At 64.6% G+C, this 19,865-nt stretch carries 21 protein-coding genes and 1 riboswitch; of the genes, 16 read left to right on the forward strand and 5 right to left on the reverse strand.

Annotated elements, in window-relative coordinates; genetic code table 11:
- Positions 1-202: 202 nt before the first annotated feature.
- A complete protein-coding gene (locus tag IHV84_RS17235; protein ID WP_198847779.1) occupies positions 203-781 on the forward strand; it encodes a hemerythrin domain-containing protein in 579 nt (192 codons plus the stop codon).
- Positions 782-812: 31 nt separating this feature from the next.
- Here IHV84_RS17235 and IHV84_RS17240 read toward each other — a convergent pair whose 3' ends face one another.
- The 5 genes from IHV84_RS17240 to IHV84_RS17260 form a co-directional block, all read right to left on the reverse strand.
- Positions 813-1,916, reverse strand: a complete 1,104-nt coding sequence (locus IHV84_RS17240) for an alkene reductase (RefSeq protein ID WP_198847780.1) — start codon at positions 1,914-1,916, stop codon at positions 813-815.
- A 249-nt stretch (positions 1,917-2,165) separates the two neighbouring features.
- Entirely contained in the window at positions 2,166-2,771 is a 606-nt protein-coding gene (gstA, locus tag IHV84_RS17245; protein ID WP_198847781.1) for a glutathione transferase GstA, read from the reverse strand.
- A gap of 112 nt (positions 2,772-2,883) precedes the next feature.
- Positions 2,884-3,246 (reverse strand): hypothetical protein, encoded by a 363-nt coding sequence (locus tag IHV84_RS17250; RefSeq protein ID WP_370541314.1) that lies wholly within the window; start codon positions 3,244-3,246, stop codon positions 2,884-2,886.
- A gap of 688 nt (positions 3,247-3,934) precedes the next feature.
- The gene (locus tag IHV84_RS17255; RefSeq protein WP_198847782.1) at positions 3,935-4,195 is read right to left on the reverse strand and encodes a YkgJ family cysteine cluster protein; all 261 of its coding nucleotides are present in this window, start codon (positions 4,193-4,195) and stop codon (positions 3,935-3,937) included.
- A 67-nt stretch (positions 4,196-4,262) separates the two neighbouring features.
- Positions 4,263-4,859, reverse strand: coding sequence for an NADPH-dependent FMN reductase (locus tag IHV84_RS17260; protein WP_198847783.1), 597 nt, complete (start codon positions 4,857-4,859; stop codon positions 4,263-4,265).
- A gap of 217 nt (positions 4,860-5,076) precedes the next feature.
- Between IHV84_RS17260 and mnmG the strand changes: the two genes are divergently transcribed.
- The 15 genes from mnmG (at position 5,077) to IHV84_RS17335 (ending at position 19,858) form a co-directional block, all read left to right on the forward strand.
- Positions 5,077-7,053 carry a tRNA uridine-5-carboxymethylaminomethyl(34) synthesis enzyme MnmG gene (gene mnmG / locus IHV84_RS17265; protein ID WP_198847784.1) on the forward strand — a complete coding sequence of 659 codons (1,977 nt, stop codon included), beginning with the start codon at positions 5,077-5,079 and terminating at the stop codon, positions 7,051-7,053.
- Positions 7,050-7,733 (forward strand): 16S rRNA (guanine(527)-N(7))-methyltransferase RsmG, encoded by a 684-nt coding sequence (gene rsmG / locus IHV84_RS17270; protein ID WP_198847785.1) that lies wholly within the window; start codon positions 7,050-7,052, stop codon positions 7,731-7,733. The genes mnmG and rsmG overlap by 4 nt, the downstream gene beginning before the upstream one ends.
- A 132-nt stretch (positions 7,734-7,865) precedes the next feature.
- Positions 7,866-8,480 (forward strand): LysE family transporter, encoded by a 615-nt coding sequence (locus IHV84_RS17275; protein WP_198847786.1) that lies wholly within the window; start codon positions 7,866-7,868, stop codon positions 8,478-8,480.
- 15 nt (positions 8,481-8,495) lie between these two features.
- The gene (locus IHV84_RS17280; protein ID WP_198847787.1) at positions 8,496-9,296 is read left to right on the forward strand and encodes a ParA family protein; all 801 of its coding nucleotides are present in this window, start codon (positions 8,496-8,498) and stop codon (positions 9,294-9,296) included.
- A gap of 25 nt (positions 9,297-9,321) precedes the next feature.
- Positions 9,322-9,870 carry an alpha/beta hydrolase gene (locus IHV84_RS17285; protein WP_198847788.1) on the forward strand — a complete coding sequence of 183 codons (549 nt, stop codon included), beginning with the start codon at positions 9,322-9,324 and terminating at the stop codon, positions 9,868-9,870.
- Positions 9,871-9,905: 35 nt separating this feature from the next.
- Positions 9,906-10,823, forward strand: coding sequence for a ParB/RepB/Spo0J family partition protein (locus IHV84_RS17290; RefSeq protein ID WP_066693070.1), 918 nt, complete (start codon positions 9,906-9,908; stop codon positions 10,821-10,823).
- Positions 10,824-11,129: 306 nt separating this feature from the next.
- The gene (locus IHV84_RS17295) at positions 11,130-11,876 is read left to right on the forward strand and encodes a class I SAM-dependent methyltransferase (RefSeq protein WP_198847789.1); all 747 of its coding nucleotides are present in this window, start codon (positions 11,130-11,132) and stop codon (positions 11,874-11,876) included.
- A 336-nt stretch (positions 11,877-12,212) separates the two neighbouring features.
- Positions 12,213-13,733, forward strand: coding sequence for a COG3014 family protein (locus tag IHV84_RS17300; protein ID WP_198847790.1), 1,521 nt, complete (start codon positions 12,213-12,215; stop codon positions 13,731-13,733).
- A gap of 57 nt (positions 13,734-13,790) precedes the next feature.
- Complete coding sequence (locus IHV84_RS17305; RefSeq protein WP_044397201.1) at positions 13,791-14,186, forward strand: YcfL family protein; 396 nt, start codon at positions 13,791-13,793, stop codon at positions 14,184-14,186.
- A 49-nt stretch (positions 14,187-14,235) separates the two neighbouring features.
- On the forward strand, positions 14,236-14,847 hold the full coding sequence (gene lpoB, locus IHV84_RS17310) for a penicillin-binding protein activator LpoB (RefSeq protein WP_198847791.1): 612 nt from the start codon (positions 14,236-14,238) through the stop codon (positions 14,845-14,847).
- A gap of 11 nt (positions 14,848-14,858) precedes the next feature.
- Entirely contained in the window at positions 14,859-15,824 is a 966-nt protein-coding gene (locus IHV84_RS17315) for a hypothetical protein (protein WP_198847792.1), read from the forward strand.
- 33 nt (positions 15,825-15,857) lie between these two features.
- Entirely contained in the window at positions 15,858-16,859 is a 1,002-nt protein-coding gene (locus IHV84_RS17320; RefSeq protein ID WP_198847793.1) for an alpha/beta hydrolase, read from the forward strand.
- Between the two features lie 16 nt (positions 16,860-16,875).
- Positions 16,876-17,113: riboswitch (cobalamin riboswitch) on the forward strand.
- 155 nt (positions 17,114-17,268) lie between these two features.
- Positions 17,269-18,075 carry a precorrin-4 C(11)-methyltransferase gene (gene cobM, locus IHV84_RS17325; RefSeq protein WP_066694683.1) on the forward strand — a complete coding sequence of 269 codons (807 nt, stop codon included), beginning with the start codon at positions 17,269-17,271 and terminating at the stop codon, positions 18,073-18,075.
- Positions 18,075-19,124 carry a sirohydrochlorin chelatase gene (locus IHV84_RS17330; protein WP_198847794.1) on the forward strand — a complete coding sequence of 350 codons (1,050 nt, stop codon included), beginning with the start codon at positions 18,075-18,077 and terminating at the stop codon, positions 19,122-19,124. Before cobM ends, IHV84_RS17330 begins: the two co-directional genes overlap by 1 nt.
- Positions 19,121-19,858 carry a precorrin-8X methylmutase gene (locus IHV84_RS17335; RefSeq protein WP_198847795.1) on the forward strand — a complete coding sequence of 246 codons (738 nt, stop codon included), beginning with the start codon at positions 19,121-19,123 and terminating at the stop codon, positions 19,856-19,858. The genes IHV84_RS17330 and IHV84_RS17335 overlap by 4 nt, the downstream gene beginning before the upstream one ends.
- Positions 19,859-19,865 lie beyond the last annotated feature (7 nt).

The raw sequence follows: 19,865 nt of genomic DNA on the forward strand, positions 1-19,865 counted from the left end.
AAGACCCAGTATCCCGTCAAAAAAATGCCGCTCAGACTTAACTGAGCGGCATTGCCCGCTTGGGGGCTTTGTTTTTGGTGGGTGGCCTGTGAGGTTGGCAGATAGGTGAAGCCGCTGCACCGGCTGTTTGTTGACTTGCGTCATGCCCCTATGGGTGGGGGCGTGGCACTCTCGTCGGTTCCGTTTTTTGTTGCCCCCATCCATGTCCGCTGTCAGCCTGCAGATCATCCGTGAAGAACACGCTTCCATTGCTGCAGTGCTGCGCTCTTTGCAAGCGCTGGTGGACCAGGGGCCGGGCGACAACCCACCCTCGTTCTTCGATGGGGCGCGGGCGATTCTTTTCTACATAGACGAGTTTCCTGAGCGCGAGCACCATCCCAAGGAGTCCGAGCACCTGTTCCCCCGCGTGGCGCAGCGTGCGCCCCATGTGGCCGAGGTGATTGCGCGGCTGGATGCTGAGCATGTCCGTGGCGAAGCCGCAGTGCGCGAGCTGCAGCATTTGCTGCTGGCCTGGGAGCTGATGGGGGAGGGGCGCCGTGAGGTGTTTACTGAGGCGCTGTGGCGCTACCTGGCCTTTTACCGCGAGCACATGCGCCTGGAAGAAACCATGGTGCTGCCTGCAGCGCAGGCGTACCTGGATGACGATGACTGGGCTGCCGTGGATGCCGCGTTTGCCACCAACGTGAACCCGCTGGCCCATGGCCGCCCACGCGACCCGGCGTATGACCGGCTCTTCACCCGCATCGTGATGCGGGTGAAGAGCCCCTTGGGCCAGGGCTGAGCGGCCCTGCCTGGCCCGTGGGGCGCAGCGATCAGCCTGCCAGGGTGGGGTAGTCGGTGTAGCCCTTGGCACCGCCGCCGTACAGGGTGTCGCGGTTCAGCTCGTTGAGCGGCGCGTTTTGCTTGAGGCGTTCCACCAGGTCGGGGTTGGAGATGAAGGGGCGGCCAAACGCCACGATGTCGGCACCGTTGGCCAAGGCGGCTTCTGCCAGGGCTCGGTCGTAGCCGTTGTTCACCATCCAGGCGCCCTTGCCACCGGCGGCGCGGTAGGCGTTGCGCAGTTCGGCGTAGTCAAAGGGGCGGTCGGGCAGCTCGCGCGGGCCGCCGGTGGCGCCTTCGATGACGTGCACATAGGCCAGGCCCAGCTTGCCCAGTTCGCGCACCACGTAGTCAAACAGCGGCTGTGGGTTCTCGTCCACGATGTCGTTGGCGGGGGTGACGGGCGAGAGGCGAATGCCGGTGCGGCCGCCGCCGATTTCATCGACGATGGCGCGGGTCACTTCCAGCAGCAGGCGTGCGCGGTTCTTGATGCTGCCGCCGTAGTCGTCGGTGCGCTGGTTGGCGCCCGTCTTCAGGAACTGGTCAATCAGGTAGCCGTTGGCCGCGTGGATTTCCACGCCATCAAAGCCAGCGGCAATGGCATTGCGCGCGGCATGGCGGTAGTCCTGCACGATGCGGGGCAGTTCTTCGGCGTCGAGCGCGCGGGGCTCGGACGTGTCGGTGAAGGTGGGCACGCCGTCCTTGAGCAGCACCGTTTTGGCATGGGCGCGGATGGCCGAAGGCGCCACAGGCTTGGCATGGCCGGGCTGCAGCGAGGTGTGCGAGATGCGGCCCACGTGCCACAGCTGCACCACGATCTTGCCGCCGGCCTCGTGCACGGCGCGCGTCACCTTCTTCCAGCCGTCAAGCTGCTCCGTGCCGTACAGGCCGGGCACGTCAGCGTAGCCCTGGCCTTCAGGGCTGATGGCGGTGGCTTCCGAGATGATCAGCCCGGCAGTGGCGCGTTGCGCGTAGTAGGTGGCGGTGAGTTCGGTGGGAATGGCGTCGGGTGCGCGGTTGCGCGTGAGCGGGGCCATTGCGATGCGGTTGGCCAGGGCGATGTCGCCTGCGTGGGTGGGTTCGAAAAGAGAAGTCATGGGCACTTTCTGAGAAAGAGGCTACACAAGGGCTAACCCGCAAAGAATACCGCCGTTGCGCAAAACGTGCAGGACGGATGCATCAACAAGGGCTCTCTTTTTGTGCTAACCCCGAGGGCTGGTCGGTGTGGTTGACGTTTCACGTGAAACGTCGTGGGTGGTGGAGCTCCATGAAAAAAGCGCGGCCTTTTTGCAAAGGTCGCGCTGATCGGGTTCAGCTCTGGCCAGACTGCCGAGGTGGCTGGCGGCTTACTTGATCAGGCCTTCGGCCTTGAGAGCAGCCTGCACGCCAGGGCGTGTCTCCATGCGCTGCTTGAAGGCTTGCAGATTGGCAAGGCCCGAGGTGTCCACGCCCACAAACTGGCCCCAGCGCGAGACGGTGTACAGGTAGGCATCGGCCACGCTGAAGCCGCCCATCAGGTAGTCCTTGCCGGCCAGTTGCTTGTCGACCCAGGTGAAGCGGCTTTGCAGGCGTTCGCGCACCAGGGGCTTGTAGTCTTCGGGCGTGCCGGGGGTAAACAGGGGGCTGTGGCCCTTGTGCAGTTCGGTGCCGATGAAAGTCAGCCACTCTTGCAGGCGGTAGCGGTCCATCGTGCCGTTGGCGGGTGCGAGGTTCTTGGCAGGCACCTGGTCGGCGATGTACTGCACGATGGCGGGGCCTTCGCGCAGGCGCTCGCCGCTGTCCAGCTCCAGCACGGGCACGTAGCCCAGTTCGTTGATGGTGTAGAAGTCCGTGCCGTCTTGCAGTTTGTGCGTCTTGGTGCTGGCCAGCACGGCATCAAAAGCCAGGCCGGCTTCGTGCAGCACGATGTGGGGCGAGAGTGAGCAGGCGCCGGGAGAGTAATACAGCTTCATGGGTGTGTGTCCTCAGATCAAGAAATCACGGAACGTGCATCGTATGCGGGGTGTGCGATGGTTGCAGCCCTGCGGTTTTTCAGGGCGTGCTGTGAGCAGGTTCTAAGAGGCGTCAGACCTTGAGCGTGCGCTCGATGTCGGTCAGCTTGTAGCGCGCTAGCGCCAGGTTGCCCTTGTTCTTGTCCAGCACGAGGTAGAGGAACAGGCCAGGGATGTGGGGCACCAGGCGGATCAGGTGGTACTGGTCTATGAGGGTGATGAGGATGTCTTCAATGCCCTTGCGCAGGCCCAGGCTCTCAATCGTTTTCAGCTTGGCCTGCACCACCTGCGCATTGCCGGCGGCCGCCAGGTCCAGGTTCATGCCGCTGCCCGCCTGGGCCAGGCACATGCCGCTGCGGTAGTCCACCAGCGCGACGGCCATCGCGCCGTCGATGCCCATGGCGGTGTTCATGGATTCTTTGAGATTGGTTGTCATGGTGTGTTGGTTGGTGAGCGATGGGGGTTGGGCCAGCACTTGCAGCTTGCCCAGTTGTTCCATCAGGATGAACCACAGCGTCTTGGGGTCGCTGTTGGGGAGTTGAAAAACCTGCACGTTGGGGTGCGGGCGGGTGCGCAGCGCCGCATCGATGGCATGGCGCGCCAGCACGGCGTTCGGCAGCAGGAAAATCCAGACGGCCTTCGATGTGTGCAACACATCGGAGCCCAGTGCGGCTTCCAGCAAATGGATGGAGCCTGGCCCCATCAACACGGCTGTTGCCGCCACATCCGGCTGCAGCTGCTCCAGGTCGCCCACTTGCGCGGGCCGGTGCCAGTCCACCAACGGGGCGCCCGCCACATGGGCCAGTGCCAGCTGGCGCCAGCAGCGCTGCTGGGTGGCGGTGGTCAGGGTGCCGGAGCCACTCAGCTGAGCCAGTGCGTGCAGGCCAATTTGGGCGGTGAAGTCCAAGACCGAGATGGTGTGCGAAAAACTCATGGAGAGGTCGGAGGCGGGTAGCTTTTTGTGCGCAAAGTATGAAAAATGAACAAAAAGTCGTATTTTGAACTGTGAGTTTATGTTTCTGGTGCGAAGCGTGCTCGTGCCTCGGTAAATAACACCACGCACCGCCGGGTTGGATGTCGTGAGTGGCTCGTTGGTGTCTGAGAACCGGTTCTGTCCACAGGGTTTAAGCCTCGGGACGCGTCAACTGCTCCAGCCGCTCCAGCCAGATAAGCGCGTGTTCACGCGATGCGCCGCACATCTCGGCGCTGGGTTGGAGGCTGCCGCAAACGGCGGGGCGCTCGGGGCTGCCGAACAGATCGCACGCCAGGGTGGGCGTGAGGTGCGCGCACGGCTCGCCCGCCCGCTTGCCGTGGGGCATCTTCGGAGTAGGGGTGGAAATGGAAGGGGCGATGCAACAGGCACCACAGCCGGGGCGGCAGTCCATTGCTATTGTTTTGATAGCTGCTGGCGCTTGTTGGATAAGCGCCAGAGCCTGTTTTGGCTTGAAATGCTCACGCGACCGGTGCTTGCAGTCGTTCAGCCGCCCACAGCACCTGATCCACCACGGCGCGCACGCGATCGCGGTGGGCTTGCTGCACCAGGGCGCCTGATTCGTCAAAGGCGCTGCCTGCCGAGCCCAGTGCAAATGCCTTGGGCGCGAGCCAGCATTCCAGGTTGGTGAGCAAGGGGCCGAGGTGGCTTTGTGAGCGCAGGCCACCCAGGGCGCCGGGCGACGCGCTGAGCATGCCCACCACTTTGCCGCGGAACGAGCGGGTGCCGTCCTGCCAATCGGGGTGGCCCTTCACCGGGCTGGAGGCCCAGTCGATGGTGTTCTTGAGCAGGGCGGTGTAGCTGCCGTTGTACTCGGGCGAGCAGATGATCCAGGCGGGGTGGTCGAACAGCGCCTGCTTGAGTCGCACCACATCGGCAGGTGTGCCCTCGGCTTCGAGGTCAGCGTTGTAGAGCGGGATGTCAAAGTCAGACAGTTCCAGCACCGTGACGCTGGCCCCTGCATCGCGCGCGATGGCGGCAGTGGCGTAGGCCAGTTTGCGGTTGAACGATTGCTGGCGGGTGCTGCCGGCGAAGATGAGGAGTTGGGCGTTTGGCATGGGTGCCATTGAAGCACACCGGCCGGGCAAGATTCCTGCGTGGGGGTGTTCCACGTGAAACACAGGGTTGCCCAGACACAAAGCGCACAAAGTGGGAAAATCAGGGGTTACCCGCAATCGCGCCTGATGGACTGCCGAGGCCTTCCGCCTGGCTTGCAGTGCGAACCTCGCGCGGGTGTTTTGTTGATTGGGCCCCGCAGGGCCCCGGAGCCCTCCCATGTTGTACCCCCAGGAATTTGATGTGATCGTTGTAGGCGGTGGCCATGCTGGCACCGAGGCCGCCTTGGCCGCTGCCCGCATGGGCTGCAAAACCTTGCTGCTCACCCACAACATCGAAACCCTGGGGCAAATGAGCTGCAACCCCAGCATTGGCGGCATTGGCAAGGGCCATCTGGTCAAAGAGGTGGACGCGCTGGGCGGTGCGATGGCGCTGGCCACGGACGAGGGTGGCATCCAGTTCCGCACCCTCAACAGCTCCAAAGGCCCGGCCGTGCGCGCCACACGCGCGCAGGCCGACCGCATCCTCTACAAAGCCGCCATCCGCCGCATGCTGGAGAACCAGCCCAACCTGTGGCTGTTCCAGCAGGCCGTGGATGACTTGATGGTGGAGGGCGACCGGGTGGTGGGCGCGGTGACGCAGGTGGGCATCCGCTTCCGCTCGCGCACCGTGGTACTGACGGCTGGGACGTTCCTCGATGGCAAGATCCACGTGGGCCTGAACAATTACTCCGCCGGCCGGGCGGGGGACCCACCCGCCGTGTCGCTCAGCGCCCGTCTCAAGGAATTGAAGTTGCCCCAGGGCCGCCTGAAGACCGGCACACCACCGCGCATTGATGGCCGCACGATTGACTTCAGCCAGTGCGAGGAACAACCGGGTGACGGCATGCCCGGCGGCGTGAATGAGGGCACCGTGCCCGTGTTCAGCTTCATGGGCCATGCGGCCATGCACCCCCAGCAGGTGCCGTGCTGGATCACGCACACCAACGAGCGCACGCACGAAATCATCCGCAGCGGCTTTGACCGCAGCCCCATGTTCACCGGCAAGATCGAAGGCGTGGGCCCGCGCTACTGCCCCAGTGTGGAAGACAAGATCAACCGCTTTGCCGACAAGGACAGCCACCAGATCTTTCTGGAGCCAGAAGGTCTGACCACGCACGAGTACTACCCCAACGGCATCAGCACCAGCTTGCCGTTCGACATCCAGTACGACCTGGTGCGCAGCATGAAGGGCCTGGAAAACGCCCACATCCTGCGCCCCGGCTACGCCATCGAATACGACTACTTCGACCCGCGCTCGCTCAAGAGCAGCTTTGAAACGCGCCAGATCCAGGGCCTGTTCTTTGCTGGCCAGATCAATGGCACCACCGGCTATGAAGAGGCAGCGGCCCAGGGCCTGTTCGCGGGCATCAATGCCGCGCTGCAATGCCGTGGCGACGGCCCCTGGCTGCCTGGTCGCGACGAGGCCTACCTGGGCGTGCTGGTGGATGACCTCATCACCAAGGGCGTGACCGAGCCTTACCGCATGTTCACCAGCCGCGCCGAGTTCCGCCTGCAACTGCGCGAAGACAACGCCGATATGCGCCTGACCGAAGCAGGCCGCAAGATGGGCCTGGTGGACGATGCCCGCTGGGATGCCTTCAGCCGCAAGCGCGACGCTGTTTCACGTGAAACAGAGCGCCTCAAGGCCACCTGGGTGAACCCGCGCAACCTGCCCGCTGCGGAATCGGAGCGTGTGCTGGGCAAAAGCATTGAGCACGAATACAACCTGTTCGACCTGCTGCGCCGCCCTGATGTGACCTACGAAGCGCTGGTGAGCATGGATGGCGGCAAGTACGCCAGCGCCGATGTTTCACGTGAAACGCTGGGTGATCTGAGCGCCCCTGTGATCGAGCAGGTGGAGATTGCCGCAAAGTACTCTGGCTACATCGACCGCCAGAAGGGCGAAGTGGAACGCGCTGCGCATTACGAAAAATTGCGCCTTCCGGCCGAGCTGGACTACATGCAGGTGACAGCCCTGAGCATTGAAGCCCGCCAGGCGCTCACCCGCCATCGCCCCGAAACGCTGGGCCAGGCGTCGCGCATCACGGGTATTACTCCCGCTGCCATTTCGCTGCTCATGGTGCACCTGAAGAAGGGTGGTTTCAAAGACTTTGCCTTGAACGCTGCCCAGGCCGAAGGTGAGGTGGCTGCATGAGTGCATCCACCACCGAAGCCCTGCAAGCACGCTTGCAGGAAGGTGCGGCTGCGATGGGGCTGGAGCTGCCCGCCCCGCAGCTTGCCCAGTTGATGGAATTTCTGGCCCTGCTGCAAAAGTGGAACAAGGTCTACAACCTGACGGCCGTGCGCGACCCGCAGGAAATGCTGACCCACCACCTGCTCGACAGCCTGGCCGCTGTGCTGCCCTTGCGCCGCTATCTGGCGCAGTTGGCGCAAAGTGGTGCGGTGCAGGGCAGGGGGGTGCGCCTGCTGGATGTGGGCTCCGGCGGTGGCCTGCCCGGTGTGGTGTTTGCCATTTGCTGCCCCGAGCTGGACGTGAGCTGTGTGGACACCGTGGGTAAGAAAGCCGCCTTCATCCAGCAAGCGGCGGTGGCGCTGAAGCTGCGCAACCTGCATGGCCTGCACGCCCGGGTGGAGACGCTGACTGAAGCCTTTGACGTGGTGAGCTGCCGTGCTTTTGCTTCCCTGCCCGACTTTGTGGTGTGGTCGCGTTCTGCACTGGCTGCGTCCCACGGCGTGTGGCTGGCCATGAAGGGCAAGCACCCTGCGGACGAGATTGCTGCGCTGCCTGGAGACGTGAAGGTGTTTCACGTGGAACAGTTGACGGTGCCGGGGCTGGATGCAGAGCGCTGCATCGTCTGGATGCAGCCTGTCTGAGGGCGTGCTTTTGGGGCTGGGTGGTGCTGCCGCCGCCTTGCAGCACGTTGCCGCCACAGGGGTCGCGTAAACTCGTCAACTCATTCGGGGGCAGCCTTTTTGCTGCGCCCTTCCAGCGCACCGGGGGAAATCATGTTTGGCATTGCTGACTACGGCGCCTTTGTCGCCGCCATTGTGTTGTTTCTGGCCATTCCAGGCCCCGGCAATCTGGCACTTATCACATCCACGTCCAAGGGCGGCATTCGCGGCGGGCTGGCGGCCACGCTGGGCGTGATTGCTGGCGACCAGGTGCTCATGTGGGCTGCGGTGGCTGGCGTGGCGGCCTTGCTGGCCACGTACCCCACGGCATTTGCTGCCGTGCAATGGCTGGGCGCCGGTTACCTGGCCTGGCTGGGCTTCAAGATGCTGACCGCCAAGCCCGGTGCCAAACCCGTGCTCCACATCGAGCCGCGCCACTATTTCAAGCAGGCAGGGTTGATCACGCTGCTCAACCCCAAGGCCATTGTTTTCTACATGGCGTTCTTCCCCTTGTTTGTCGATCCAGCGCGCCACCAGGGCATGCTCACCTTTGGTGTCATGGCAGCCACCATCGCAGCGCTGACCTTCGCCTATGGCCTGATCGTGGTGCTGTTGACCCACCGGCTGGCCGAGCGCATGCGCGCCAATCCTTCCATTGCCCGCGTGCTGGAAAAGCTGGCTGGCATCTTCCTCATCGGTTTCGGCATCAAGCTGGCCATTTCCAAGTAATTCGGGCTCGTTCACATGGCTAAGATTTTTTGTATCGCCAACCAAAAGGGCGGTGTGGGCAAAACCACCACCACCGTCAACCTGGCTGCGGGCCTGGCCAAAATTGGCCAGCGCGTGCTGATGGTGGACCTGGACCCCCAGGGCAACGCCACCATGGGCTCGGGTGTGGACAAGCGCCAGCTGGAGCTGTCGGTGTACGACGTGCTGCTGGAGTCCGCCTCGGTCAAAGAGGCCGCGGTGCTGTCGGACAAGTGCGGCTACTGGGTGCTGGGCGCCAACCGCGAACTGGCCGGCGCCGAGGTGGAACTGGTGGCCCTGGAGCAGCGTGAAAAACGCCTGAAGGCTGCGCTGGCAGAGGCCGATGCAGACTATGACTTCGTGCTCATCGACTGCCCGCCGTCCCTGAGCATGCTCACCCTCAACGGCCTGTGCAGCGCGCATGGCGTGATCGTGCCCATGCAGTGCGAATACTTCGCGCTGGAAGGCCTGACCGATCTGGTCAACACCATCAAGCAGGTGCACGCCAACCTCAACGCCGACCTGCAGGTCATTGGCCTGCTGCGGGTGATGTTTGACCCGCGCATCACGCTGCAGCAGCAGGTGAGCGAACAGCTCAAGGACCACTTTGGCGACAAGGTGTTCAACACCGTGATCCCCCGCAATGTGCGCCTGGCCGAGGCCCCCAGCTACGGCTTGCCCGGTGTGGTGTTCGACCCCTCTGCCAAGGGCAGCCACGCGTTTGTGGATTTCGCCAAAGAGATGGTGGACCGGGTCAAGCGCATGGGTATTGCAGTCAAAAAGGTCTCCAAGGCTTGATTAATAAGCGCAAGTAGCTATAAAAATGATAGTAATCAGCGCCCGCAACACCTTGCTGCTGCCCGGCTGGCAGAACTCTGGCCCCGACCACTGGCAAAGCCGCTGGGAAGCGCTGCACGGCTACCACCGCGTGGACCAGCACGACTGGATGCGCCCGCTGCGCGGCGACTGGTCGGCCCGGCTGGAAGAAACCGTGGCCGACGCCGACGGCCCCGTGCTGCTGGTGGCGCACAGCCTGGGCTGCATCCTCACCGCCTGGTGGGCGGCCCACACGCGCCATGCGGCCAAGGTGCGCGGCGCCTTGCTGGTGGCCCCGGGCGATGTGGAGCGGCCTGATCTGGCCGCACAGATCCACGGCTGGGCCCCCATCGCGCGCCAGCCGCTGCCTTTCCCCGCCCTGCTGGTGGGCAGCCGCAATGACCCGTATTGCAGCCTGGAGCGCGCCGAAGCCCTGGCCCAGACCTGGGGCGCCCGCTTTGTGGATTACGGCGAACGTGGGCACATCAATGCGGAATCTGGCCTGGGCGATTGGGCCGAAGGCCATGGCTGGCTGCAGCAACTGGCTGCCGCTTGAGCGATGGTCCGCATACTTTTCAGGAATTTGTAGACATGGTTACCAAAAAACCCAAGGGCCTCGGCCGTGGCCTCGAAGCATTGCTCGGCCCCAAGGTCGAAGAAAAAGTCGAGCAGGCCCAGGCCGTTCAAGCAGGCTTGCCCAGCTCGCTGCCTCTGACCGAACTGGTGCCCGGCGTGTACCAGCCGCGCACGCGGATGGACGAAGGCGCGCTGTATGAGCTGGCCGAATCCATCAAGGCCCAGGGCATCATGCAGCCGATTCTGGTGCGCCGTCTGGTGGATGGAGAGAACGCGGGCAAGTACGAAATCATCGCGGGCGAGCGGCGCTTCAGGGCCTCTCGCCTGGCTGGGCTGGCGGAAGTGCCTGTGCTGGTGCGCGAGGTGCCCAACGAGGCCGCTGCGGCCATGGCGCTGATCGAGAACATCCAGCGTGAAGACCTGAACCCGCTGGAAGAAGCGCAGGGCCTGCAGCGCCTGATTCGCGAGTTTGGCCTCACGCACGAGCAGGCCGCGCAGGCCGTGGGCCGCTCGCGCAGCGCGGCCAGCAATTTGCTGCGTTTGCTCAACCTGGCCGAACCCGTGCAGACCATGCTCATGGCGGGTGACATCGACATGGGCCACGCCCGGGCACTGCTGGCGCTGGACCGCGCCGCGCAGATCACCGCGGGCAACCAGATCGCGGCCAAGAAGCTGTCGGTGCGTGAAGCTGAAAGCCTGGTCAAGAAGATCGGTGCCGAATTCAACCTGGTGCCCCAAAAACCCAAGAAGGAAAAGTCGCGCGACATGAAACGCGTGGAAGAAGAACTGTCAGACCTGCTGATGGCCGCCGTGGAAGTGCGCGTCAAAAAGCGCGTGAAGCGGGCAGGGCGCATGGAGGACATGGGCGAGCTGGCCATCCAGTTTGGTTCTCTGGAAGAACTCAACGGCCTGATCGAGCGCCTGCGGGGCTGAGCTGCCCGCATCTTTTTGGCCCCGCGTGGATGGGCCAGCCGCAGGGCTTGCGCCCGCCTTGCGCGCCCGCGTTGACAGCCTGCCGGGCCAGACTGTGAACTTTGCCACGCGCCGGGCCGTTGCCTGGGGCTGAACCCCTCGGCCTGCGCAGCCAAGCCGCCTACACTGCTGCGCTGCAGGGCGGCCGCAAGAAGCGCCGTACTGCCTTCTTCCAGCCCCGGCCATGCACCACCTTTTCATCCATTGCACCGCCTTGCCTGCACCCACAGCGTGCCGGGGCGGGGTGCCACCTGCCACCGCGGGGGCATGGGCATGACGTTGCGCCTGCCCTGGCCGCTACCGGCCTTGCTGGCCTGGGCTGCGGCCTGGCTCTTGTTCATGGTGTTACAGCCCCTGGTGGCGCCGCTGTGGGCCCTGCTGCTGCCTTGCCTTTTGGGAACGGCTGCCAGCGTGTGGGGCGAAAGCTGGTGGCGGCGCGGCCTCATTGCCGCCGGGTTTCCGCTCTCGCTGGCCCTGGTGGGCGGGGTGGCGTTGCCCGCTTGGGCCTGGCTGGTTCCCCTGGCCTTGCTGCTGCTGGTGTACCCGCTCAATGCCTGGCGCGATGCGCCCGTGTTCCCCACGCCGCGCCACGCTTTGAAGGCGCTGCCTGCCCAGGCTCCGCTGGCGCCTGCTGCCCGGGTGCTGGATGCCGGTTGCGGCCTGGGTGACGGCCTGCTGGCGCTGCGCGCGGCCTATCCGCAGGTGGCGCTGGACGGCATCGAATGGAGCTGGCCGCTGCGCGTGGCCTGCGCGTTGCGCTGCCCCTGGGCCCGGGTGCGCCGCGCCGATATGTGGAAGACCGACTGGAGTGGCTACCAGATGGTGTACCTGTTCCAGCGGCCCGAAAGCATGGCCCGTGCTGCCGCCAAGGCCCAGGCCGAGATGGCCCCCGGCACCTGGCTGGTGAGCCTGGAGTTTGCCGTGCCCGGTGTGTTGCCCCATGCCCAGTTGCGTGCTCCGGGTGGCCGTGTGGTGTGGATTTATCGCCTGCCTTTGCGGGGACAGAGGAAGTGAACGCTATGGCATTGGTGCTTTGCCAGACTCACTGTGCAGCCCTTTGGAGGGGCCCTTAGGGTTGTAGAAAAGTCACAGCGGTTTGATACATTCCAATTTGGCGACATTTGCCAACACAACTTCCAGAAAACTCACAGTTTGAGGGGACTGCCTGACACGCTTGCGCACCGGGAGGGGGCGCACCGTGGCACCGATTCACCTTTCACCGCTCGCAACCCGTACCTTGTTTGCCCGCTTTGGTGCGCGCAGCAGGGCTGACGTCAGCTTTGGCTGGTAGCGTGCGGTGGGGGCTGCAGGGCTTTCTGACATCCCGTACATCGTTCTTGTAGGAAAAAAATGAAATCTCTTGCGCACTTTCGCCCCCGTCTGCTGTGGGTATTGACCTTGAGCGCGGCCTTGACCGGTTGCGCCAGCATGCAAAGCCACGACAAGCTGGCCAGCGATGTGCAGTCGGCAGGCCGCACCGGCGGCATTCCTGCAGCCTTGGCCCAGCTGGAAGCCTCTGCCAAGTCTGAGGACGATAAGACCGCGCTGCTCTACAACCTGGAGCGGGGCGAGCTGCTGCGCATGGATCGCCGCTACGAAGACAGCACCAACGCGTTTTTGCTGGCGGACATCAAGGTCAAGGAATGGGAAGAAACCGCCAAGACCAATCCCTCCAAGCTCATGGGCACCGTGGGCGCCGCGCTGATCAGCGAGCGGCTCAAGAACTACGAAGGCCAGGACTACGAAAAGGTGTGGCTCACCACCCGCCTGGCCATGAACCGCGTGGCCGTGGGCGACTTTGAAAACGCCCGTGTCGACATCAAGCGCACGCACGAACGCGAGGCCATCATTGCCGAGTTCCGCTCCAAGGAAACCCTGGCGGCTGAAGAAGAAGCCAAGTCCAAGGGCGCCGCGGCAGGCGGCAAGGAGCTCAACGGCTACCCCGTGGAAACCTTGAACGACCCCGAAGTGCTGGCGCTGAAGAACGGCTACCAGAATGCCTTGAGCCACTACCTGGCGGGCTTCATGTACGAAGTGCTGGGCGAATCCGGCCTGGCCGCTCCCGGCTACCGCAAGGCGATTGAGCTCAAACCCGAAACCGGCGTGCTGGAAGAGGGCTTGCGCGGCCTGGACAACCGCACCAGCTTCACCTGGAAGCGCCGCCAGCGCATGACGGACGTGCTGTTCGTGGTGGAAGCGGGTGATGCTCCTGCGCGCAAGCCCAAGGCGTTCCAACTGCCCGTACCCACGGGCCGTGGCATGGTGTTGACCAGCATTTCCTACCCCGTGATTGAGCCCTCGAAGGACCCGCTGCTGACCACGCTGTCGGCTGCAGGCACCGACCTCAAGCTGGAAAAAGTGGTGGACGTGAACGTGATGGCCCGCCGTGCCCTGAAGGACGAAATGCCCGGCATGGTGCTGCGCGGCGTGACCCGTGCCATCGCCAAAGGCGTGATGCAGAACGAGTTGCAAAAGGGTGGCGGTCTGGTGGGTGGCCTGATTGGCGCTGTGGCCTCGGCTGCGACCGAGGTGGCCGATGACCGCATGTGGCGCATGTTGCCCGGCCGTGTCTACATCGCCCGCGGCTACCTGCCTCCGGGTGAGCACGTCGTCACAGTGAACGGCCGTGCGCTGCCTGACCCCGTCAAGATCGACGGCCAGTACGCTCTGGTGCCCCTGCGCCTGTACGAAAACACCGTGCTGATGGGCGACGTGGCCAGCTTGGGCAAGCTCGCTCCTGTGGGCTCTGTGCCCGTGGAAGCCGCAGCCCCTGCAGCCAAGCCTGCTGCCCGCACAGCCACACGCACCACGACCAGCAAGCCTGTGGCCAACTCCCGCACGGCTGCCCCGACACCTGCTGCTAAAAACTGAGCGCATACCGCCCAGTCCATTGGCCCATTTCACGATTTGTCTGAAGGAATCTTTTCAATGACCAACCGCATCTTCCTGAGCGCCCTGTGCGCCGCCTGCGTGGGTTTGGCCGGCGCTGCCGGCGCCCAGCAGCACGACCCCGCAACCCCTGCCGCCGTGGCCGCCAAAGTGGCCCTGCGCGGTGAAGCCAACGGCATCGCCGTGCGCGAAATGCGCCTGGTGCGCAAGAACGACATCCTGTCGGTGCAGGCCGACCTGTCCAGCTCCGTGCGCAGTGACCGCACGCTGTTCTACCGCTTCAAATGGCTGGACAACGTGGGTAACCAGGTGGGCGATGGCGAGTCGTGGAAGCAACTCACCGTGCTGGGCCTGGGCCAGCAAACCATCAAGAGCGTGGCCCCCACCGGCGCGGCCGTGGACCTGCGCCTGGAAATGAACGTCGAGCCGCGCTGAAGCGCTGTTCACACAACGCATTGACCGTCTTGTAGAGAGAGAAAACACCATGCAACGCAACTTCCAGCGCACCGCGCTCATCGTGGCCTTTGCTGCCAGCACCCTGGCCCTGTCGGCCTGCCAGAACCTGTCGTCCCCCACCGTGCGCTTTGACCGCCAGGTCAACTACGGCGACGCCAAGGGCGTGGAGCTGGTGACCAACGAATTCGGTTCGTCTGACCTGCAGATGATTGCCGAGAAGATGACCGGCAGCCTGCTCGAAACTGGCATCTTCCAGGGCCGCCCCACGGTGACCATCTCCACCGTCAAGAACAAGACCAGCGAGTACATCGACACCACCAACGTGATGAACTCGATCCAGACCGCGCTGGTCAAGTCGGGCAAGGTGCGTTTCACGCGCTCCATCAATGAAATGCAGCAAGGCGTGGACGAACTGCAGCGCCAGAACCAGAGCGGCCTGTACAAGCAGAACACCACCGCCAAGGTCGGCCAGATGACGGCGGCCAAGTACCAGCTTGAAGGCGAGCTGACCAGCATCGTCAAGCAGAACAACACCACCAAGGACGTGTTCTACAAGTTCACGCTGAAGATGTTTGACGTGCAGGAAGGCACGATCGAATGGCAGGACGAGAAAGAAATCCGCAAAACGAGCAAGAAGTGACGGAGCACACCATGCAACGCAGAACCACCTTGCACACGGCCCTGGCCGTGGTCGCCGCCACCACGCTGACCTGGGGCAGCAGCGCCCTGGCGCAAAACGCGGCCCCCAAAATCGCCGTGACCGATCTGGCTTATGCCCAGCGCGTGTCGGAATACTTCGTGGCTGGTGCCTACCAGCGCAGCGCCCAGATGAGCGCCCGCAGCAGCCAGGGCGGCAGCCACAGCCACGGCATGTACGGCGGTGGCGGCTCGTATTCGGGCAGCCAGTCGGTGCAGGCGTCTGAGCAGGCCAGCGGCACCTACGTGGCCGGTACCTACAGCTACATCGAGCAGCGCGAGCTGGGTGGCTACACCAACGACATCAAGGGTGCCTTGCTGCAAGGCACCTACTTCCGCCTGGTGCAGGGCAAGGGCTTTGACGCGGGCACGCCGCAGCCTTCCAAGGCTGAGCAGGTGCTCAACCAGGTGCAGGGCGGCAAGATGGCCACGCCCAAGGCGCAGCCCCAGGTCACCGACGTGATTGCCCGTATCAAGAAGGGTGAATTCAACGGCGCCGACTACGTGCTGTTTGGTGTGGTCTCCAGCATCGATTTCACCGATGCGCTGCACCCCATCCAGGGCACCAGCAACGCCACACGCCAGTACGGTCTCCAACTGCTGGCCGACTTCTCGCTGATCAACACCAAGACTTACGAGATCAAGGCGGCGTTCTCCGCCCAAGGTGAAGGCAACGACACCAAGATCCTCTCCACCCGTGGTGACATTGCCCCGCCCAACCGCGCCAAGGTGATCCGCGAGACCTCGCAAAGCCTCGCGCAAGACGTGTACCTGCAGCTGGCCAACCAGCTCGGCTACACCGACGCGCACCTTTCGCGCGGTGTGCGCCCACCCCAGCCCATGGGGTACCCCGCCGGTGGTGGCCAGGTTCAGCCTGTGCCAGTGCCGCAGCAGCCTGAACAGGTGCTCATCCTCAAGTGATGGGTGGGGTGGGCCGGGTTGCACAACGTGGGCATGACGTGCGCTGCTGAGGTGACCCAGCCCCACCGCCCCGGCGTTGCCCAGGCCAGCCTTGTGCTGGCCTTTTTTCTGGCGGCGCTCAGCCTGCAAGCCTGCTCGGTTCAGGGGCCTGCAGCGCCAGCCAGTGGCGCCGAACGCTTCTCTGCGCAGCGCCTGCCAGGGGCCCACGGTGAGGAGCTGTGGGCCCTGCAGCGGGGCCCGCTGGTGCCACCCCTACGCTACCGCGTGGTGGTCGTTCCTGGCTCGGGCTGCGCCGGTATGGGGCCCTTTGCTGATCGCTACTTTCGCGGCCTGTTGCACGCGCAGGTGACTGTGCTGCACAAGCCGGGCGTACACCCTGCAGACACCACGCCAGCGGCCGATTGCCCCGCGCGCTTTGTGCAGGCTGACCACCTTTCTGCATGGGCCCACCACGCGCGCGCCGCGCTGAAACAGCTCACCACGACGCAAGGTCACAGCCATACCGACGTGCCATGGCTGCTGGTGGGTATTTCGGAAGGGGTGGAACTGCTGCCATACCTGGCAGCCAGCGCAGGCGCTGGGCTGGCGGGCCTGGTGATGATGGCGGGCAGTGGGCTGGACCCGCGTGATGCCGGCCAGATGCAGGCCGAGCGCCTCGGGCATGCAGCAGACTGGGCTGCGCTGGGCCGTGCCCAGGCCGGGCCTGGTGCGGACACGCAGGTGGTGCAGGGGCGCAGCCTGCGCTACTGGCGCGACCTGTGGCAATGGCCGGTGCAACAACCCTTGCTGCAGGGGCCATGGCCCGTGCTGCACGCCTGGGGCGATGCCGATGACATGGTGCCCCCCCCCGCCTACGAACAATTTGCCCAGCGTGCCCAACACCGCAACGCACCCTACTGCGCGCTGCGCCTGGCCGGTGCCAACCACGGCCTGCAGGCGGGTGAAGTGGATGGCTTGCAGCAGGTGTGGGCCGCCTTGGAGGGATGGGGACGAACACCCCAGCGCGGGCTGTGCGCCAGCGTGACCTTTCGTTGACCCGATCCTCACAGGCCCTATACTCGCCCCCGTTGGTGCTCGTGCCGTTATTGCAACGGCACAGTTAAACGGGAAACAGGAGAGCGCGGCCCACCACGAGTCGCGCTTAACCTGAGCTGCCCCCGCAACGGTAAGCGAGAGAAGGCTGCATGCCTTCAGCCTGCGTCACATGTCCACTGGGTTCCGAGAGCCTGGGAAGGATTCGCAGGAACATCTCGCCAGCCCGGAGACCGGCCGACAAGCGGGTGAGCCACGTGCCCACCCATTTCACAGAACCTGCGGGGAGGCAGGGGTCTGGGTCAGTCCGGGTCGTTTTCATGTTGAATTTCTTTGTGCTGGCGATGCAGCCAGCGGCGCAGCATTTGGCGGGTCATGGCACATCCATGGGCAGCTGGGGCTGGCGCCAGCCATGACGGTCGGTACCGTCTGGTTTGTGGGCGCGGGCCCGGGCGATCCGGAGCTCATCACCGTCAAGGGCCGCTCCCTGATTGAGCGGGCGGGAGCCATCCTGTTTGCAGGTTCGCTGGTCAATGAGGCGGTGACCCGCTGGGCACCGCCCGGCTGCACCATTGCCGACAGCAAGGACATGACGCTGGAGCAGATGGCCGCGTGGCTCATTGCCCAGGCGCAGCAGCACGCTGTGGTCATCCGCCTGCAGACGGGCGACCCTGCCTTGTATGGCGCGCTGATTGAAGTGGTGCAGCCGCTCGATGCCGCTGGGGTGCCCGTGCGGGTGGTGCCTGGCGTGTCCTCGGCCATGGCATCTGCGGCAGCGGCGGTTGAGAGTTTCACGCTGCCCGAAGTCACGCAGAGCGTGATCTTCACCCGCGTGGAAGGCCGCACGCCCATGCCCGAAGGCGAGTCGCTGGCCGAGCTGGCGCGCCACCACTGCACGCTGTGCATCTTCCTGTCCATCACCCTGCTGCACAAGGTGCAGGAGCAATTGCGCGCCGCTGGCTGGGCCGATGACGCCCCCATGCTGGTGGTGCACAAGGCCAGCTGGCCGGGTGAGGAGCTCATCATTCGCGGCACCTTGGCCGACATCCGCCAGCGCTGCCGCGACGCCAAGGTGGTCAGCCAGGCCATGGTGATTGCCAGCCCCAACCTGGGCGCACGCCACTGGCCCACGCTCGCCAAGTCCAAGCTGTACGACGCCAGTTTCACCCACCGCTTTCGCAAGGCCAGTGTGCCTGCCACGCCCACGGAGACTTCCTGATGCAAACCCCAGCCACGCCCCACGGTACACACCACGGCGCACGCCACGAAGACACCATCCTGCTCATCGGCCACGGCTCGCGCGAGCCCGAGGGCAACGACGAAATCCACCGCTTTGTGGCCCAGTGGCGCACACGCCAGCCCGGCTGGAACATTGAGGTGTGCTTCATCGAGTTTGCGCCGCCCAGCCTGCACGACGGCTTGCTGCACGCCGCACGCAATGCCCGCCGCGTGCTGGTGCTGCCGCTCATCCTGAATGCGGCAGGCCACGTGAAGATGGAGATTCCCGAAGCCATCGAACACGCCCGCGAACACTGCCCCGGCACTGAATTTCTGTATGGCCCGCACCTCACCGCATGCGACCCCATCCTGGATGTGCTGCGCCGCAACCTGCGCAAGTGCATGAGCGAGCTGGATATGCCCGACCCCACCACCACCGGCGTGGTGTTGCTGGGGCGCGGCTCGTCGGACCGCCAGGCCAATGGCGACGTGGCCAAGATGGCCCGCTGGCTGATGGAAGAGACCGACCATGAGCTGGTGGACCTGGCTTTCACCGGCATCACCTGGCCGCGCCTGGAGCGCGCTGTGCAGCGGCAGGTGATGCTGGGCATGAAGCAGGTGGTGGTGTTGCCGTACTACCTGTTCACCGGCACGCTCATGCAGCGCATTGCCCGCCAGGTGGATCACCTGCGCCAGCAGTACCCGCAGGTGCGGTTTGCCCAGTCTTCGTACTTCGGGTTTGAGAAAGAAATCTTTGCCCTGCTGGAGCAGCGCGTGGCCGACCTGCGCGCGGGCGTGCCCGACGCCAAGCTGCCCTGCGACGGCTGCAAGTACCGCGAGATTGCCCACGACATGGGCCATGGGCACAGCCATGAGCACACCCATGCCCACGCACCGGCCACAGAGGCGGTGGTGCATGTGCACGGCCATGGGCCTGCGCATGACCATGCACACGACCATAGCCATGCCCACCATCACGGGCATGACCAGGAACATGGGCATGTCCATGCTGTCCACCACCCCGTCCACGCCGAGGGGCAAGCGGCATGAGCACCATCAACACCGTCACCGAACAGCTCACGCGTGCGGGTCAGGCCATCGAGCACGACAGCTTTGCCATCATCGACGCAGAGGTCCAGGCGCACAGCTACACCGCAGAGCAGTGGCCCATCGTGCGCCGCATGATCCACGCGAATGCGGACTTCGACTTCAACGGTCTCACAGACTTTCACCCGCAGGCCGTGCACGCTGGCATCACCGCCATGCTGCGCGGCGGCACTCCGGTGGTGGCCGATGTGGAAATGATCTGCTCAGGCCTGTCCATTCCGCGCCTGGCGCACTTTGGCATGCACACCCACCAGTTCATCTCGGATGCGGACGTGGTGCTGCTGGCCCAGCAGCAAGACACCACCCGCGCGGTGCAGGCCATGCGCAAAGCCCACCGCCTGTGCCTGCTGCAGGGGGCTATCGTCGGCATTGGCAACGCACCCACGGCGCTCATCGAGCTGGCCCGCCTGATTGCAGAGGAGGGCGTGCGTCCGGCACTGGTCGTGGGCATGCCGGTGGGCTTTGTATCTGCTGCTGAATCCAAAGACCTGATTGCCGCGCAGAACGAAGTGCCCTGGATCGTGATCCGCGGCCGCAAGGGCGGCTCCACGCTGGTGGTGGCTGCATTGCACGCTTTGCTGGCCCTGGCGGAGTCGCGCCAGAAGGCGCTGGTGGCGCAGGTTGCCACACAAGCTGCCTTGACCGCACAGGTGGCGCAAACCGGTCTGCAGGTGTAAAGGCACT

Origin of the sequence: Acidovorax sp. IB03, assembly GCF_016406015.1 — a bacterium.
GTDB classification, from domain to species: Bacteria; Pseudomonadota; Gammaproteobacteria; order Burkholderiales; family Burkholderiaceae_C; genus Acidovorax; species Acidovorax temperans.